At 50.1% G+C, this 17,221-nt stretch carries 17 protein-coding genes; 9 read left to right on the forward strand and 8 right to left on the reverse strand.

Annotated elements, in window-relative coordinates; genetic code table 11:
- Positions 1–22: 22 nt before the first annotated feature.
- The 4 genes from ACLB09_RS20590 to ytaF all read right to left on the reverse strand — a co-directional run bounded on the left by ACLB09_RS20590 (position 23) and on the right by ytaF (position 3,065).
- Positions 23–667 carry an amino acid ABC transporter permease gene (locus ACLB09_RS20590; protein WP_410771727.1) on the reverse strand — a complete coding sequence of 215 codons (645 nt, stop codon included), beginning with the start codon at positions 665–667 and terminating at the stop codon, positions 23–25.
- 48 nt (positions 668–715) lie between these two features.
- Positions 716–1,594, reverse strand: a complete 879-nt coding sequence (locus ACLB09_RS20595; RefSeq protein WP_410771728.1) for a transporter substrate-binding domain-containing protein — start codon at positions 1,592–1,594, stop codon at positions 716–718.
- Between the two features lie 36 nt (positions 1,595–1,630).
- On the reverse strand, positions 1,631–2,266 hold the full coding sequence (locus ACLB09_RS20600; protein ID WP_410771729.1) for a TetR/AcrR family transcriptional regulator: 636 nt from the start codon (positions 2,264–2,266) through the stop codon (positions 1,631–1,633).
- A 184-nt stretch (positions 2,267–2,450) separates the two neighbouring features.
- A complete protein-coding gene (ytaF, locus tag ACLB09_RS20605) occupies positions 2,451–3,065 on the reverse strand; it encodes a sporulation membrane protein YtaF (RefSeq protein ID WP_410771730.1) in 615 nt (204 codons plus the stop codon).
- 181 nt (positions 3,066–3,246) lie between these two features.
- Here ytaF and tatA point away from each other — a divergent pair, with 181 nt between their 5' ends.
- The gene (gene tatA / locus ACLB09_RS20610; protein WP_114496614.1) at positions 3,247–3,447 is read left to right on the forward strand and encodes a twin-arginine translocase TatA/TatE family subunit; all 201 of its coding nucleotides are present in this window, start codon (positions 3,247–3,249) and stop codon (positions 3,445–3,447) included.
- Between the two features lie 167 nt (positions 3,448–3,614).
- On the opposite strand, the gene ACLB09_RS20615 is transcribed toward tatA, so the two are convergent.
- Together ACLB09_RS20615 and ACLB09_RS20620 are read right to left on the reverse strand one after the other, a co-directional pair.
- Positions 3,615–4,583 (reverse strand): MraY family glycosyltransferase, encoded by a 969-nt coding sequence (locus tag ACLB09_RS20615; RefSeq protein ID WP_410771731.1) that lies wholly within the window; start codon positions 4,581–4,583, stop codon positions 3,615–3,617.
- Positions 4,584–4,661: 78 nt separating this feature from the next.
- On the reverse strand, positions 4,662–6,098 hold the full coding sequence (locus tag ACLB09_RS20620; RefSeq protein WP_410771732.1) for an MFS transporter: 1,437 nt from the start codon (positions 6,096–6,098) through the stop codon (positions 4,662–4,664).
- Positions 6,099–6,292: 194 nt separating this feature from the next.
- Here ACLB09_RS20620 and ACLB09_RS20625 point away from each other — a divergent pair, with 194 nt between their 5' ends.
- The 4 genes from ACLB09_RS20625 (at position 6,293) to ACLB09_RS20640 (ending at position 9,350) form a co-directional block, all read left to right on the forward strand.
- Complete coding sequence (locus tag ACLB09_RS20625) at positions 6,293–6,670, forward strand: DivIVA domain-containing protein (RefSeq protein WP_410771733.1); 378 nt, start codon at positions 6,293–6,295, stop codon at positions 6,668–6,670.
- Positions 6,671–7,019: 349 nt separating this feature from the next.
- Complete coding sequence (locus ACLB09_RS20630; RefSeq protein ID WP_410771734.1) at positions 7,020–7,484, forward strand: Dps family protein; 465 nt, start codon at positions 7,020–7,022, stop codon at positions 7,482–7,484.
- Between the two features lie 134 nt (positions 7,485–7,618).
- Positions 7,619–8,263 carry a transcriptional regulator gene (locus ACLB09_RS20635; protein WP_410771735.1) on the forward strand — a complete coding sequence of 215 codons (645 nt, stop codon included), beginning with the start codon at positions 7,619–7,621 and terminating at the stop codon, positions 8,261–8,263.
- A gap of 811 nt (positions 8,264–9,074) precedes the next feature.
- A complete protein-coding gene (locus ACLB09_RS20640; RefSeq protein WP_410771736.1) occupies positions 9,075–9,350 on the forward strand; it encodes a KGG domain-containing protein in 276 nt (91 codons plus the stop codon).
- A gap of 99 nt (positions 9,351–9,449) precedes the next feature.
- On the opposite strand, the gene ACLB09_RS20645 is transcribed toward ACLB09_RS20640, so the two are convergent.
- The gene (locus tag ACLB09_RS20645; protein WP_410771737.1) at positions 9,450–11,144 is read right to left on the reverse strand and encodes a methyl-accepting chemotaxis protein; all 1,695 of its coding nucleotides are present in this window, start codon (positions 11,142–11,144) and stop codon (positions 9,450–9,452) included.
- A 160-nt stretch (positions 11,145–11,304) separates the two neighbouring features.
- On the opposite strand from ACLB09_RS20645, the gene thpR reads away from it, so the two are divergent.
- Together thpR and ACLB09_RS20655 are read left to right on the forward strand one after the other, a co-directional pair.
- Positions 11,305–11,880, forward strand: a complete 576-nt coding sequence (gene thpR / locus ACLB09_RS20650; RefSeq protein ID WP_410771738.1) for an RNA 2',3'-cyclic phosphodiesterase — start codon at positions 11,305–11,307, stop codon at positions 11,878–11,880.
- Between the two features lie 195 nt (positions 11,881–12,075).
- Positions 12,076–12,900, forward strand: a complete 825-nt coding sequence (locus ACLB09_RS20655; protein ID WP_410771739.1) for a cell wall hydrolase — start codon at positions 12,076–12,078, stop codon at positions 12,898–12,900.
- A 4-nt stretch (positions 12,901–12,904) separates the two neighbouring features.
- Here ACLB09_RS20655 and ACLB09_RS20660 read toward each other — a convergent pair whose 3' ends face one another.
- Positions 12,905–14,077 carry an MGDG synthase family glycosyltransferase gene (locus tag ACLB09_RS20660; protein WP_410771740.1) on the reverse strand — a complete coding sequence of 391 codons (1,173 nt, stop codon included), beginning with the start codon at positions 14,075–14,077 and terminating at the stop codon, positions 12,905–12,907.
- Between the two features lie 291 nt (positions 14,078–14,368).
- Between ACLB09_RS20660 and ACLB09_RS20665 the strand changes: the two genes are divergently transcribed.
- The gene (locus ACLB09_RS20665; protein WP_410771741.1) at positions 14,369–14,947 is read left to right on the forward strand and encodes a TetR/AcrR family transcriptional regulator; all 579 of its coding nucleotides are present in this window, start codon (positions 14,369–14,371) and stop codon (positions 14,945–14,947) included.
- Positions 14,948–15,020: 73 nt separating this feature from the next.
- A complete protein-coding gene (locus tag ACLB09_RS20670; protein ID WP_410771742.1) occupies positions 15,021–17,201 on the forward strand; it encodes a YhgE/Pip family protein in 2,181 nt (726 codons plus the stop codon).
- The last annotated feature ends 20 nt before the right edge of the window (positions 17,202–17,221 follow it).

The raw sequence follows: 17,221 nt of genomic DNA on the forward strand, positions 1-17,221 counted from the left end.
TGGTAGGGTCGCCAATGTTTACTTAATACGCTTTGGACAAGCGTTTTTCGATCCGGTTCAGGATGAACGAAAGGCCCGTGCTCATGATCCAGTACATTAAGCCGATCGCCAGAAAAAACGGCATGGCCACATAATACCGGGATACGAGTAATTGAGCCGCGCGGAACAGTTCCACGACGGTGACCACGGACACGAGAGACGTTTCCTTCAACATCCCGATAAAAGAGTTCCCGAGCGGCGGAATCGCGATCCGGGCCGCCTGCGGCAGTACAACGAATCGCATCGTCTGCCAGGGAGTCATCCCCAGCGATTGGGCTGCTTCGGTTTGTCCATGATCGACGGACAGAATCGTGGCCCGGAACGTCTCCGACAGATAGGCCCCGATATTGAGGCTCATCGAGATGTAGGCTGACATCATAGGGCTAAGCTTGATACCCCAGTCCGGTAATCCGTAATACACGATGAAAATTTGCACCATCAGCGGCGTACCCCGGATAATGGAGACGTAAACCCGGGCGATATTCCGGAAGAGGATATTTCCCTTCAGCCGGGCGATGGCTACCACCAACCCGATGATCAGGCCGAAGAACATGGACACCAGGGTAATCTGCAGCGTATAGTAGGCGCCGGTCAGCAAATATTCAAGATTGTCTAGCACTAACTTCATCGGTTTCTCTCCCCCTGGTGTTTGCTCTATTCCGGTTCTGATTCCGGCTTAAAAATTAGGATCTACGTCGAACCATTTGTTGTACAACGTTTTTAAAGTACCGTCGTCTTTGATTTCCTGAAGGGCCTTATTAACGGCTTCCTGCAGTTCCGGGCTGTTCTTCGGCATGGCTACGCCAGCAAAGTCCGATTTCAAAGGCTCGCCGACGGTTTTCAATTTCAGGTTATTTTTCTCGATGAGCGGTTTAAGCGCGAACACATTGTTGATCGTCGCGTCGATCCGGCCATTGTTAAGATCCATCAGCGCATTCAGGTTGTCATTATAAGTGACGATTTCAAAATCGCCGACCTTTGGCAGCACTTCATCGCGAAGATAAGCTTCATCATTCGTTCCGAGCGCGACGCCGACTTTTTTACCCTTGAAATCATCGACCGATTGAATGCTGTCGTTATTATCTTTTACGATAATGCTCACGTCATTCTTCACGTAAGGATCGGAGAAATCGATCGATTTCTTGCGGTCATCGGTGATCGTGACCTGGCTGACCAGGGCATCGTACTTGCCTTTTTGCAAACCCTCGATCAATCCGGAAAACTCCCCGGTCACGAAATTGGCTTCCACGCCGATCCGCTTGGCAATTTCTTTGGACAAGTCCGCGTCATATCCGTCGACCTCGTTGTTTTCGTTAACGAAGTTGTAAGGGGCGTAAGTCCCCATCAAGCCGATCGTAATTTTGCCTTTGCCCTTAATTTGTTCCAGCAGGTTGCTGCCGGCCTGGTTTTGCGCTTGATCGTTATCCGCCGTTCCTGCTGCGTTGCCATTGCCGGTGGCATTGCCGCCGTTGTTGGCCCCGCAAGCGGACAATACGAGTGTAAAGGCTGCGATTAGGGTCAAAATGATTAGGGATTTTCTCTTTTTTAGTTTCATGATGCGTTCTCTCCTTATATCTAAAATAGTTGGTCTTTAGCCCGGTTCGCCGATGAGTCCGTAAAATTCAAACCTTGCCGCCGCATGGGCCATTTGCTCCGCGGTGAATACGGGAACGTAATCAACATCATGCTCAGGTCCGAACAGCCATTTTGAAATCGTGCCTTCAATCAGGGAGGAGAGCAGCAGGGTACGCAGCTCTACCCCTGGCGACTCAGGCAGCATGCCTAGCTCGGAAGCTCGTTCAATGTTGGCTCGAAAGGCTTGTCCAAAAGCCTGCCACGTTTGCGAGACCGCTTCCTGGACAGCCGGATCGGCACCTTGGCCCTTGATGAGCAGCAGTACCATCAAATGCCGCTCACTTTCCGCAAACCGGAACAATTCGGTAAGCAGCCCCCGCGTAGAGATCTCCATGTCTTCCACGGAACCGGGTTCTTTTCGGTAGCCTGTTGCAATCGTTTCGACTAATTTGTCCCTGCCGCTGGAGATCAATTCAAGCGTCATGGTTTCTTTGCTTTCGAAATACCAGTAGAATGTCCCCTGGGAGACTCCGGCCGATTTAACGATATCGGAAATTTTGGTGTTGTGGTAACCTTTGCGGGCAAACCATTCCAAAGCCGTGTCTTTAAGCTGTTGCCTTCTTTGCGGATCAGGAGTTTTAGTCGATTTCAACGAACAGGCACCTTCTTTCTTGATTGACTCGTCAGTCAGTTAATTCCGATAAATCTAATAGTATTAATTTGCATTATGTTTGTCAATTGTAATTTTAAATTTCTTTATTGAAAAATGCAGGCAGGTATCCGGGCAAACCGAAACAGCCCCTTTCGTAAAGGAAGGGGCACCTTGGGCTGTCGAGTTATAAAATTTGGTGCAATCCGATAAGGATGAGCAGAAGGCCGGAAATTACGGTGGCCCGGTTGCCGAGTTTTTCGGCAGCGTATTTTTCGCCAAAACCGGCGCAAAGGGCCAGGAGCAAATAGCTGAACACCCCAACCGACAGCGAGGTATAAAATACATTTAAATGCGTAATGCCCGCGTTAAATCCGCCAGCCAGCGCATTCATGGCCAGCGCGATGCCGAGCAGCAAGGATTCTCCCAGGCTCAGGCTTTTGGAACTGTCACGGTCGGCTTCCTCCGGATTGCGGAGCAGGCGCGTCAGGATCGGTGGATCGCTTTCCGGCGGGATGGATGTTTTCTTTTCCACAAAAGGCTGAAGCAGTACCCATACTCCGACGGCGACGATCACGATCGTGCCGATCCATTGTCCGATCCAGGGATGAATCCATATGGCGATCCAGTTTCCGAACAATCCCGACAAAAGCGTAGCCAAAAATGATATGAGCGCGATCGCCAGATTGGAATACCACGGAATATGTATTTTCCGGGCTCCGTATGCGATGCCGACCCCTGCGTTGTCCAGGTTGGAAGCCAACCCGATGGCAATGACAGCCCACAGACTGAACGTGTTCATGGTGCTCGCTCCTTTGCATACATTGATGAGACAGCATATGCCTAGGAGACGGTTTTGGTTTCTTACAGGCCGACAATTCATGGATTTGGACGTTTTTATCGATTTTTCTGATAAATAGTTTTCCTTTATTTCGAATAAAGTAGTATAATTTTAAAAAAGATAGCCTAAAGAGGTGATAAAAGTGCTTGAAAATTTGTTGCGGCCGACTCATTTGCTGTTACTGGTTATCGCTGCATTGATATTGTTCGGTCCAAGCAAACTGCCTGAACTGGGTCGCAGCTTCGGAACGATGTTGAAGGAATTCAAAAAGGGCGCTCGCGGGGACTATGAAGAAGAGAAACCGAAGGAAGTCCAGGCTGCCGTGCAAGACAACAATAAATAATGACAATGAATCCACCCCTTATTGCAATGTCTTCCGGGGATTGCGAATCGTGTAAACTATAAATGGATAACAAAAGCTAAGGGCGCCCGTTAGGGCGCCCTCTTTATTTGGTGTTGTATTATGATCTTTTTAGCTCATTGGACGTAGGGGTTAGAAGTTCATTTAGATTATCCCTGCAAAAGCAGCAAAATGATCGAGGACAACCCCAGGCAGGTGCTGATCAGGTACAGGAACATGACCGTCTGTTTATGGTTTAAACCGGCACGAAGCAAACGGTAGTGGACCTGGCTGGCGTCAGCCTGATAAATGGCCTTGCCCTGCAGGAAGCGCTTGATGACAACGAACAGGTTGTCAAAAATCGGAACGCCGAGCGCAAGCACAGGAATAAACAACGACAGCACGGTAGCTTGTTTGAAAGCTCCGTCCAGTGCGATCACGGCCAGCATGAATCCGAGGAAGGTCGCTCCCGCATCGCCCATAAATACTTTGGCCGGCGGCTTATTGTACCTAAGATAAGCCAGCGTCACGCCGATCAGGGTAATCGACAGCATCGCCGACGTGGTTTGTCCTTTAGTTAAAGCGACAACGAACAGGGTTACCGCGGAAATCGCGGACAAACCGCCCGCTAACCCGTCCAGCCCGTCCGAAAAATTGATGACGGTCGTTACGCCGAAAATCCAGAGGATGGTCAATATAAATTGCAGCCACATCGGCAATAGCACATAATCACCGCTAAACGGATTCACGAAGCCGCTGAACGTAATTCCCGAGAGAAACACAAGCACGGCCGCGGATACTTGAACGATCAGCTTCGGCAGCGCCGGAAAATCTTTGCCTTTCGTTTTGAACCAGTCATCGACGGTACCGATCACCAAAAGCAGAATTCCGCCAAGAAAGATTGCTCCGGTCTGCATGGAGAAATCTCTTGTAAACAGGAGATAAGACACGAAGAATCCGACAAAGATCGCGTAGCTGGCCGTCAGCGGGATCGGATTGCGATGGATTTTTCGTTCAACGTCCTCCCGGGGCTTGTCCACGAAATCGAGCTTGAATGCCAGTCTCCCAAGCGGAGGGATCAGAAAATACACAATTAGAAACGATAGCAAGAAAGAATAGATATATAAGATTGTATTCACCACCAAGGCTATTTTACTTTACTAACTAAGTCTTATTATAAAAAGAAACGTGAATTCTGTCGAACCTTTAAATTACATTTATCCGCTTCGGACATCGCGTGACTTTGTGCGCAAACGCTGAACCGAGACGAGCAGGGCCAGCAGACAAATGCCCATCGCCGTCCAAAATACGGTATGGAGCGCGCTCAGCGCGGCTTCCGGCTCTCCTGGGGAGATCGGGCGCAGATAGCTGAGCCGGGAAGAATACAGCGAAATCGATAAGGAGGTGCCGAGCACCATCCCAATATTTCGTACCAGCGCATTCAAGCCGCCGGCGGTTCCCAGCTTGTCCCGCGGCACCGATCCCATAATGCTGGAGTTGTTCGGCGACTGGAACAGACCGCCGCCGAGGCCGAACAGGCCCAGATGAAGTCCGACCATCCAAGCGCTTTCTTGCGTCGACAGTGTATTCAGCAGACCGAAGGCGAGGGCATTAACCAGCAGCCCTGCCGTGGTCAGCGAATAGGAACCGATCCGGTCGGACAGCCAGCCGGAGAGAGGCGCGACGACGGCCATGACAAGCGGGTACACCATCATAGTATATCCTGTTTTTGCCGGTGAGAAGCCAAGTACGTCATGCATATAGAAGGGCATCAGCACATTGGTGAAAAAAAGGGCCACGAAGGACAGCAGCGCCGTTAAGTTCCCTATCGCGAAGGCCGGAATCCGGTACAGGCTGAAGTCGAGCATCGGGTGGCGGGTGCGTTTTTCCCAATAATAGAAGCCGATCAGGACGAGCAAGGAAAGTCCGCCGCCGATCCAGACGGCAGGAGAGAGCCAACCCCAATCCTGGCCGCCGGAAATGACGTAAAGAAAGGCGATCATACCGGCCATAAAGAGCAGGGAACCGGTGTAATCAAACGGCTGGTTTTTCTTGAGGTTTTTGTCTTTGGGAAGAAAGAACCAGCCTGCGATGAAGCCGATGATTCCGATAGGGACGTTGATCCAGAATATAGATGTCCAACCCCAGTGCTCGACGAGAATACCGCCGATGCCGGGGCCGGTCAGCGAGCCGAGCGACACCATGGTGCCGGTGATTCCCATCGCTCTGCCGCGCCCTTTACTGGAAAATACCTCGGCGATAATCGCCTGGCTGTTGGACATCAGGCAAGCTGCACCAAGCGCCTGAAGAATGCGCGAGACAATGAGCAGAGTAAGCGTATTGGAAAGGCCGCAAAGGGCCGAACCGGCGGCGAAGATCAAAAAGCCGTAATTGTAAATTTTGCTGCGTCCGAACATGTCCGAAATTTTCCCCATGATCGGCAATGTTGCGCAGATGGTCAGTAAATAGGCGGTAAGCACCCACTGGACGATGTGGATGGGGGCGCTGAGTTCCCCGGCGATCGTCGGCAGCGCCACGTTGGCGATACTTCCGTCCAGAGTAGACATAAAAGTGCCGAGGGAAACGTTAGCAAGAATCACCCAAGGGTTGGCGGCCAAGGGAGATCGGGCCGGATTACTGTGTTCTTGAGACAAGTTGACAACCTCTTTTCGACTATTGCATGGTGGTATAATTTCACTTTTTGTATTATATCATGAGATGTGGAGGATTAGTCTCCCGCCCATGGCGTCGATAATCTGAAATAATTATGGTACATTATATATGGTTATCTTAAGAAATAAGGATATCATAAGAGAAAATGCAAGCCTTAGGTACGGAGGGATACTGAATGCAGGACGATTATTCGCGCAAGCTGGAGGACCAAAAGGGATTATTTAGACAGCTGGGCATTAAACTGGATGCGCTCGCTATTCATGAGAAGGATTTTGACGTGAAGATGCGGGGATACGAGAAAGAAGAAGTCGACCGCTTCCTGGATGATGTCATCGTGGATTATGAGCGTTTTTATGATATTATTACGGACTTGCTGGACAAATACAAAGAAATTCAGCGGCGTCAGGCGTACTGGGAAGAAGAGAAAAAAACGTTTGCCATGCGCAAGCCGCAAATCGATACGGCGAATGCGGTGGACCGCCGCTTGGTCGAGGATGGAATTCGCCAATTGGAGCGTAATCTGGAGCAACTCAAGCTGCAGATTCGAGAGTAAATTCAACGAGGAGCCGGCAGAGCGCTTGCCAGGTTCCTTTTTTATGTTTTGGCATGTGAATAATCGGCAGCCCAACGACGCAAACTTCAAGGCAGGAACGGGAAACCGAAGCCAGGAAACGAAATTGAACCGGACCCAGAACCGGACAACCTATTTGGTCTTACTAGAAGTTCCACTAACTATTGACCGGTTGCGAGATATTCACGGGATGTTCATGTTTAAAAGGTTGCAGAAAAACCTGGATGGTGGTAATATAAGAACAGGATTTAGATTTAGTCTAAATTTAAAGAAATTTTACTCGCATTAGCTAACCCTACTTTATCATTATATTTGAATGGAGGAAATTGAAATGAGTAATCAAAACCTGACGCAAAATGAACTGGCCCTCGAAAAGCAATTGAATTTGCAAATCGCGAACTGGACCGTACTGTACACCAAGCTGCACAATTTCCACTGGTATGTAAAAGGAGCTAACTTCTTTACACTGCATGAGAAATTCGAAGAGCTTTATGATGAAGCGGCAACGAATATCGATGAGCTTGCTGAACGCCTGCTCGCTATCGGCGGGAAACCGGTTGCTACCCTGCGCGATTCTTTGGCCATCGCCACCGTGTCCGAAGCAACCGGCGGAGAAACGCCGGAAGCTATGGTTTCCGCGATCGTGTCGGATTTTTCGGCGCTGCAAGACGAATTGAAGCAAGGCATGGAAGCTGCGGAACAATCCCAGGACGAAGCAACAGGCGACCTGCTGCTGGGTATCCTGTCCGCGCTTGAGAAACACAACTGGATGCTGAACGCCTATTTGGGCAAATAACAATCATATTTACACTATTTGTGAAGTGTTAGAGATTTGACGGAGTGAAGCACACGCCGTTTCATTGCATTAAGCCCTTGCGGATGATGCGATGGAACGGCTTTTTTATTATTTGAGTCGGGGAGGCGGTAGTCATGTTTGAGCAAAAATATGCAGAATGGATGAATTCGAATCTTCAAAAGGAGGAGAACCCCAGACGGCGCGAACTTCTTGAAAAAGGCCTGGGTCACGGGACGATCGAATTTCTTCGTTCGGCTTGGTATCCTGCGGTAGGCAACTTTAATTACTTGCATCCGGAATGGGAAGTACGCGACTTCAATAACGGGTACCGGTATTTGGACCTGGCTTATAAGCCGGGGGGCGCAAAAGGCGGAATTGAGATCCAAGGTTACGGACCCCATGCGAGGGATCTGGACGTCAGGCGCTTTAAGGATCTGTGCATGAGACATAGCATGCTGGCACTTGATGGCTGGGTATTCTTGCCTGTCGCTTATCTTTCCATCAAAGACGAACCGAAGCAATGCCAGCAGCTCATCCTTTCCTTCGTCGGCAAATTTCTTTCGACGGATGTGTCCGGCGAACTGGATTGGGCAGAAGCGGAAACGCTGCGCTTTGCCCGTCGTTTGCTGCGCCCCTTTAGCCCTCCTGAACTCGCAGCTCACCTCCGCCTTTCAGATCGCCATACCCGCCGCATTTTGCACCGTTTGGTGGAGCTGCGAGTCTTGCGCGTTGCTGGAGAAGGCAGCCAGCGCTATCGCAGATACCAATTGCGGCTGTGAATTACCGATGGAGGCTGGGAAGACCATCTCGTCTGATTTCTAACGGACACCACAGCCCTTAAAAGGTGTAAAATGGTGAGTTTGAAATTCTAACGGACACAGGAGACGTTAATCTCTTGAAATTGGCACAAAATCTAATGGACAAGCCCGATTAAGGGCTCTGGTGTCCGTTAGATTTTAAAAGTGGCAAAATAAGAGGAAATAAGGTCCCGGGTGTCCGTTAGAATTTTCAACTGGCTTCTGAACCGCAAAATTGGCCCCTGGAACCTCTGCCAACAACCGCCCACACACCGAGCACGAAAGTTACCAGTAGCTAATCACTTGTACACCGAGCACGAAGTTACCAGTACCCAACCGCCCACACTCCGAGCACGAAGTCACCAGTATCCAACCGCCCACACACCGAGCACGAAAGTTGCCAGTAGCCTACCAACCCACACACCGAGCACAAATCTACAAGTTACTCCGTACCCATATAGTCAGAACAAAACGGAATTTTTTCCAGTAACCAACTATTCTTTCGAGTTTATTTTCGGCAAGGTGAGAAGCGATTGAGCAGCCATGTATGATAAGTGCAAAAAAAGGGCGCTTTACCGGGTGATTGCCCGTGGCCCGTGCGTTGCCGCCGTGATCAAAGCCGGTTCTGGCCATAGTTTTATATTGAAATCAGGAAGCTGGCTAGGCCGGTTCACTGCTTTCTATCCTGGTTTTTTCGTAAAGAAAAAGTTGTTTTGTTTCCTAGAGAGGGGGTAATACAATAGCGTACCGGAGAGAACGGTACCTTCCAAACAACGATAAGGAGTGATTTCAAATGGCAAACAACAATCGAAATGACAGAATGAGCCGTGAGGAAGCCGGTCGTATGGGTGGAGAGGCAACGGCGAAAAATCATGACAAAGATTTTTATCAGGAGATCGGGAAAAAGGGCGGAGAAGCAACATCCCGTAACCATGATAAGGATTTTTATCAGGAGATCGGCCAAAAAGGCGGCGAAGCGCGCGGAAATTCGGATGGCGGCGATGGCAAAATGAGCCGGGAAGAAGCTGGTCGCAAGGGCGGCGAAGCACGGGCGCGTCAACGGAAATAATATAGTTTATATGCAGTGAGATGCGGAAGCTGCAAACTATAAAAAAACGCCCCTCATCCTTCGAAGGATGAGGGGCGTTTTGTTTGCGAGCAGTAAACTCTATACTTTGAAACGTTCGATCAACTGATGGAGCTTGTCCGCCAGATCGGAGAGGAGTGTGGCGGAAGCATCGACTTCCTGCATGGCGGCAAGCTGCTCCTGGGAAGCTGCGGACATCGTTTGGGTGCCATCCACCGTTGTATTGGCTACATGCACGAGTTTTTCCATAGCTTCAACAATCAACTTGGAGTTCGCCGACAACTGACGTACGGTGTCCCCGACGTTTTCAACAGCTTCGGCGGAGTTTTTGGTGGACTTTTGAATCTCCTCGAACGATTTTCCGGCATTGCCGACAAGCTCGGCTCCCAGCTTCACTTCATGGGTAGCCGATTCCATCGTATCTGCGGTCAATTCCATCTGATTAATGATGAAGGTGATAAGTGCGGCGATCTGCTTGGCCGATTCCGCGGACCGCTCCGCGAGCTTCCGGACGGAGGAAGCGACGACTGCAAAGCCGCTGCCTTGTTCCCCGGCCCGGGCGGCTTCGATGGCGGCATTGATCGCAAGCAAATTCGTTTCTGCGGCGATCTCGGTGATGATATCGACAATACTCTGGATTTCCTTGGAGTGGCTGCTTAGTTGCTGTATGCCCGAGGAGAGCGTCACGATTTTATCCTCGATGGTATTCATTTGTTTTACGCCGAGATGAATCGATGTTACCCCTTCTTTTGCGGCGGATGCGGAAATTTGCGCTTCTTCCGACACGTTGTCGGTAGTGGCTACGATCCGGCCGATAAAAGAGGACATCTCCTGCAGTGCGGCGGAGCTTTCTTCCAGACTTTGCAGCTGTTTCTCGGCACCTCCCGCAAGTTCCTGGGTAATGTAAACGGTTTGCTCGCTGGCTTTTCCCGTTTGTTCGGCACTAGCGGACAGTTCTTGGGAAGAAGATGCCACCTGCATGGACGTTTCGTTGACCTCGGTAATCAGTTGGCGCAAGCTTATGGTCATATTGCCGAAGTCCCGCGCCAAGGTGCCCACTTCATCTTTACTGGAGATGGTCAAAGGCTGTACGGTCAAATCCCCTTGGGCGACCAGATTAACTTGGCGGGACAATCGCTCGATTGGGCCGACCATCCGGTGAATAAACAGATAGACGGCAACAATTGCCAGCAGGAAAACAATCCCGCCAATGATGAACGGCAGTGCGATAATATCCCAGACTCGTTCCTGGATGATGGAGGCATCGAAGTTGATTGCCATCAGCGCTACGATTTCCTTGGTCGGATCATGGTCTTTATAAATAGGGCCATAGCCTGTCAGGAGGCCGACTCCATCATAGGTGTATACTTTTGTATAAACGGAATGCTTCATGTGCATAATCATATCGCGATCTTTTTCGGCAAAATAGAATTCATCGCCGGCTTTGTAGCCGCGTTTCTTTATATTTTGGTCTGCTGCGAGGATTTTGCCGTCTAATGAAAGAATAAATACTTCCTTGAACAGCGATTTGTGATTCACTGTCCAATTGAGGCGTTCCTCAAGCGCTCCCAGATCGGAGGCATCGCCTTGAGCCAAACGTTCGATGGCTTCCGGATCCACAAGACCTGTCGTGATGTTGGCGCATCCTACCGTTTCGACGCCGACGGCCTCTTCCACTTGACGGTAGGCTGTTTGGTAGCTGAATACACCAATGATCGCACTGACAAGTAGGAGTACCCCTATAATGCCGGCGGTTATTTTTCTAGCGAATCCCATAGTCATTCCCCAATCATATTAGGTTTGTTGCCGTTACCTGCTGTAAGGTCTAAATCACATTATAGCTTACGAGTGTTTTGGGACTTTATTACCTTAATCATTCAAAATGTGACAAAAGGATGAATTATTCTATCAATTACTACATAAGAGGTGATGTTTTGTGGAAAATATTATCGAAACTTGGCGTATTTTTATAGCCGTCCCACTCCCTGGGGCTGTTAAACAAGCACTATCGGACTGGGTAGAAAAACAAAAAGTCGCTTTGAAATTCACCAAATGGGTAAATCCCGCAGATTACCATATTACGGTCCAATTCCTTGGCGATGTTACGCCGAACAAGTTCGATGACTTGAAGCAGCAATTGACGGAGACGGCCAAAAGGGTGAACGGTTTTAGCCTTCAAGCCAAAGAAATCGGCATGTTTGGACGTCCTTCCAACCCGCGCGTTCTTTGGGCCGGCATAGATGGAGACCAAGACAAGCTTAAATCGCTGTACCGGAGCGTGACGGAGGGGAACCGGGGATTGGGTTTCATTCCCGAGGAACGTCCGTATCATCCGCACATCACCCTGGCGCGCAAATATCGGGAGGATGCCAAGCTCGATCCGGAACCCTTGAACCTAAGTTCTCCGGACTTTGGTGAGTGGTCCGTAGACGCCATCGTCATTTATCGTACGCGAATGGGCAAAACGCCTATGTACGAAGAAGTATTCAGAACTCCATTAACTTCCCGCTAGCCTGTATACCGGGTATTTTCAACCCCGGCCTCTCCAAGCCTTCCGTCCTTCGGAAGGCTTATTTTGCTGAAAAAATAACTTTAAGTTATTCAAACGTCATTATTTCGGTTACATAGATGAAAGAATATGTCATCTCGCGTGAAGTACCAAGAAAATGCACATTAATAGAGAGAATTGTCGGGTAGGAGGTCAGTTATGTATATTTTTCGGCAAAACCGTTACGTCGCGCTCCTTGTAGGAGCCATTCTAGTTTGTCTTGGTGCGATTTGCTTGCTTGGGCAAAATTCCGAACCGGAGAGCAAGGGAAATCGGCAATTTTCCCAAAGTCGGCAGAATCTTCTGAAAGCGGACCTTGCGGCGAAGACCGTTTCATTTGCGCAGAGCGGAGCAGCGACGCAGAATGAGAGGCTTGGCAAGCAGTTTCTGCCTTTTTTAAACACGTTGGAGTTAAAAAAACAGAGCCTTGATACCGGCATCAGCAGCTCGGAACAGCTTCATGAACTTGCCGCTGAGGTAATTTGGCTCCGTAATCAGGCAGCGCAAACAATAACGGAGCCTGCTCCGGATAAATTCAATCCCCCCACCCAATTATTCTTCACGCGTACAGAGCTGCTAAGCCATGAGGACAAGGAAGAGGCCACATGGACGTACGCTTTGAACGAAGAAGAGCTGCTTCTCCTGCAAAAAATCGTCATGGCAGAAGCAGAAGGCGAACCGTACGAAGGCAAAGTGGCAGTTGCCAACGTTGTCTTAAACCGGCTGCGGTCCGCCAATTATCCCGATACCATTAAGGATGTCATTTATCAGAAATCCCAGTTCAGTCCGGTCCGCAACGGCCGGTTAAAGAAGGTTAAACCGAGCAAGGATACGATTCATGCGGTGAATGAAGCGCTGAACGGGAGAAAAGAAGTATCGGATGATACTTACTATTTCCTGTCCCTGAAACTCGCAAAGGATCTTACGATTGCCCGGACCAAAGACAAAGCGCATGTTATCGGCAATCATACCTTCTATAAATAAAACGCTAGTTCGCCGTCTGTCTGCTTTGCCCATGGACATACGTTTGATCCAAGGGAGAACGCAGGAGATCGGCGATTTTTCTGGCGCAACGGTCAGGCCGATAGAAGGAAGTGTCAGGATAGTTCCTGGTTTCGGAAAATCCTCCTCCGCCGATTTTACGGGCCGTGCTTATTTTGCCAAACCACAGATCCAGAATTTCTGCAGAGGACAATTCATCACCGCAGCCGATTTTGATGAAATACTCGCGGTTCTTATCTTCCTGTCCGGGAATGGATTCGTAAAACAGCATAGGAACGCCCTTGGCCAACCCTTCGGTACAGGTCATTCCGCCCGGCTTCGTAATGAGCAAGTCGGAAGCATCCATCCATTTGCTGATTTCCCGGGTGTAGCCGAGCACCGTGATATTGTGATGCTGTAGTTCGGGATGGCTCCGCAGTTTGGCGGCGAGCTTTTCATTGCTGCCCAAGCAGTAAACAATCTGAATTTTTTCTTTCCATTCGGATAATCTAGCCATAAGCTCGTCTTTAAAAAGCAAGCCCCATCCTCCGCCCATAACAAGGACGGTGGGAATGTTTGTGAGCCCGAGCTCGCGTCTGACGGAAGCTTTGTCCTGACGACTCCAGAATTCGGGATGAACGGGAATGCCGGATACTTGAATAGCCCCGGGCTTTACCCCGCGCTGGATCAGCAAGCTCCGGACTTCGGGAGTGGATACGAAATAACGGTCGACCTCCGGACTGATCCATGAACCGTGAGCATCATAATCCGTAATCAGCGTGTAAAGCGGAACGTCGAGTCCCGAAGCTTTCAGCCTTGAAATGACGGCTCCCGGAATGGGGTGCGTACAAATGATTAGATCAGGCTCCATTTGCTCGATCATCCGGGCAGCGTGATTGTAAAACAATTTATGAAGTGCAAGCCGCGCGAGGCGTCCGACCGGCTTTTCGTATTTTTTGCGATAAAACATGCCTACGAGCGCAGGGCTCGTGTTTACAGTGATCCGGTAAGCGGATAAGATCCACGGGGCTAGCGTCGGGTTAAGCACGGAACCAAGTTCCAACACTTGCGTACGGATTTGCGGGTCCACTTTTTTTAATCCGGCTGCCAGCGCATGGGCGGCTTGGGTATGGCCGCTGCCAAACCCCTCCGATAAGATCAGCACTCTTTTGAACGGCATGAGATCACCCTTTTCATAATCTGAATTTGCGGGAACGATGCATTTCTCGTAATTTCAGTTTATTTTTTTTTGCTGCTGGAAAAAAGAGGCCCGGGACTGGTCTGAGGCTGGACTTAAGTCGGGCCTGTATATGGAAAAGTGTGATGTAAGTCGCTATGAAAATTACTGAAAAAAAGAGCTTGCATTGTGATAAGGGAAGTGGTAAAGTGTTGATTGACCGAATGACCGAAATTGATTTTTAGTCATTTTTGTTGAGAAGGCACATATTATACGGTGAAGGAGGTGTTCGAAATGGCTGTGGTGGATCGCCGCAAACAAGTCATCGAGGCTGCGGAGAAATCTTTCGCGCTGTTCGGATACAAGGCGACGACGATGGACCACGTGGCGAAGATCGCTAATGTTGCCAAAGGGACGATCTATACGTTTTTTACAAACAAGGAGGAGCTTTTTGACGAGATTCTCCGTTCGGTCATCCTGGAGATGAAACGGATTTCGGAACTGGAAGTCCGGGACGACAGGCCGTTCTTCGAAAATTTGTATCACAGCATGGATTCACTCCTGGAATACCGGGGTGAGCACGAGCTGTTGATCAAGCTGTTTCAGGAAGTCCGTGATTTTGGAACTCCCCAGGCCCGGGAAGGGCTTGAGAAGATCGAAAGCGCGATTCTGAACTATCTGGAAAAACAGGTGGAGCGTGCCGCGCAGCGGGGAGAGATCCAAGGCCTCGATCCAAAGGTGTTGTCTTTCGTCCTTTTAAAGCTCTACATTGCGCTGACTTCGGACTGGAACAAGATTCACGATCCTTTGAGCAAAGACCAAATCAAGGAATTCATCCGCCGCTTCTTATCGGGCGGACTTTCACCGGCATAATGACTCGGGCCTTGAAGGAGCCTGGACGGTAGAACAAGATAATTAGACATATGGATACGAGGAGAGAATCAACATGAAATCAATGTCGGTGTTTTTTAAGGACATGGTTGCATCCTTCAAAAAACCAAAAGTAATCATCCCGATCATCGTCGTGCTGTTCATTCCGGTTTTGTATAGCGGAATGTTTCTGGCGGCGTTTTGGGATCCATACGGTAAAATGAATGAAATCCCGGTGGCTGTAGTCAACCAGGACACAGGGGCGGAATATGAAGGAAAGTCCCTTCAGGTCGGTAAAGACCTGGTGGAAGAGCTTAAGAAGGGGAATGACTTCTCATGGGAGTTCGTCTCCCGTGACGTAGCCGAAGAAGGGATGAAATCGAACAAGTATTACATGACGATCGTCATTCCCGACAATTTCTCTTCCCAGGCTACGACGCTGATGGATGAAAATCCGCAGCCGGCGCAGCTGGTTTATGAACCGAATGAAGGCTACAACTTCCTGGCTGCCCAAATCGGCGGCACGGCGGTAAAGGAAATCAAGTCGAAGGTATCCGCCAAAGTAACGGAAGCCTATACGGAGACGTTGTTTGATCAGGTGGAAAAAATATCCGGAGGCTTGGGCGATGCGGGTACAGGCGCCACGACGATTAACGACGGGGCTGTTCAATTGGATGAAGGCGCCCAGAAGCTGAAAGAGAACCTTGCCAAGCTGGTTGACGGAACAAACAAACTTGAAAACGGAATAAGCCCGCTTCAACAGGGCGCAAACTCTCTTAGCCAAGGCGCCGCGGATTTGAAAACCGGGGCCGATACGCTGGCAGGCGGTTTGAATCAATTGGCCGCTGCGGAAAAACAATTGGAGAGCGGAGCTGTGAAAGCTCACGAAGGCGGCGTACAGTTGAAAAACGGACTTGACGCTTCGCTGGAAGGAGCCAACAAGCTTAAAGACGGACTGACGGCTTCGGAACAAGGCAGCTCCAAGCTGGTAGCCGGCCTGGAATCTTCGCTCCAAGGCAGCACCAAAGTGACTGAAGGAGCCAAGGGCGTAGCTCAAGGGCTGGAACAGCTTGCTAAAGCAAGTCCCGAACTTGCGCAAAATCCGGCTGTTCAGCAGTTGATCGCAGCCAGCAAAGCGGTAGCTCAAGGCAGCGAACAAGTACAGCAAGGACAGGAACAACTTCTGCAAGGCAGCAAAGATTTGCACGGTGCACAACAGCAATTGCTCCAAGGCAGTCAGCAGTTGGCTCAAGGCCAGCAGCAACTGGCCCAAGGTGCATCCCAGCTGACGGCAGGGCAAGAAGAATTGAGCGGCGGTCTGAAACTGTTCGGCGGCAAATTGTCCGAAGCAGCTGCAGGCGGCAAACAGCTGGCCCAAGGCGCAAGCAAGCTCAGCGCCGGTGCTAAACAGATCGAAGGCGGCATGGGCCAATTGTCCGGCGGAGTCAAAACGCTGGCGAACGGCTCCAAGCAGTTGGATGAAGGTGCAGGAGAGCTTAAAACCGGTATGGATAAGCTGGCTGAAGGTTCGGGAGAACTGGCAAGCAAGCTGAACGATGCCGCAGAGCAAACATCCGGGGTCAAGAAAACCGACAAGCTGGTAAATATGTATGCGGAACCTATCGAAATCAGCGAGCAAAAGATGAGTGAAGTACCGAACTACGGTACGGGCTTTGCTCCTTACTTCCTGTCCCTCGGCTTGTTCGTCGGCGCATTGATCTCGACGCTGGTCGTACCGCTTCGCGGAACATCGGTGGAGGGGGCAACCGGTTGGAACCGGTTCGTCAGCCGCGCCCTTTCGTTCGGGGGCATGAGCCTGGTGCAGTCCCTGCTTGCAACGATGCTGACTTTATACGGCTTGGGACTCGAAGTGCAGAGCGTCCCAATGTTCTATCTGTTTAGTTTCATTACGAGTCTGTGTTATATGTTTATCATTCAGGCTCTGGTCACCTGGTTGGAAAATCCGGGCCGCTTCCTGGCGATTCTGATTCTGATCTTCCAATTGACCACCAGCGCAGGCACGTTCCCGCTGGAACTGATTCCGAATTGGATGAAAGCATTCAATCCGATTCTCCCGATGACCTACAGCGTCAGCGGCTACAAAGCGGTCGTATCGACGGGCGATTTGGGCCATGCTTGGCAGCAGCTTGGCGTACTGGCCGGCTTCGGCGTCGTCTTCCTGGCGATTACGCTCCTCTACTTCATCACTCATAAGCACAGCGATGATATAAGTGCAGAAGCGAGCATGAACGCTTAAATTTAGTATAATTGCTTTTC

This window comes from Fontibacillus forbon (assembly GCF_046559655.1).
Taxonomy (GTDB): domain Bacteria; phylum Bacillota; class Bacilli; order Paenibacillales; family Paenibacillaceae; genus Fontibacillus.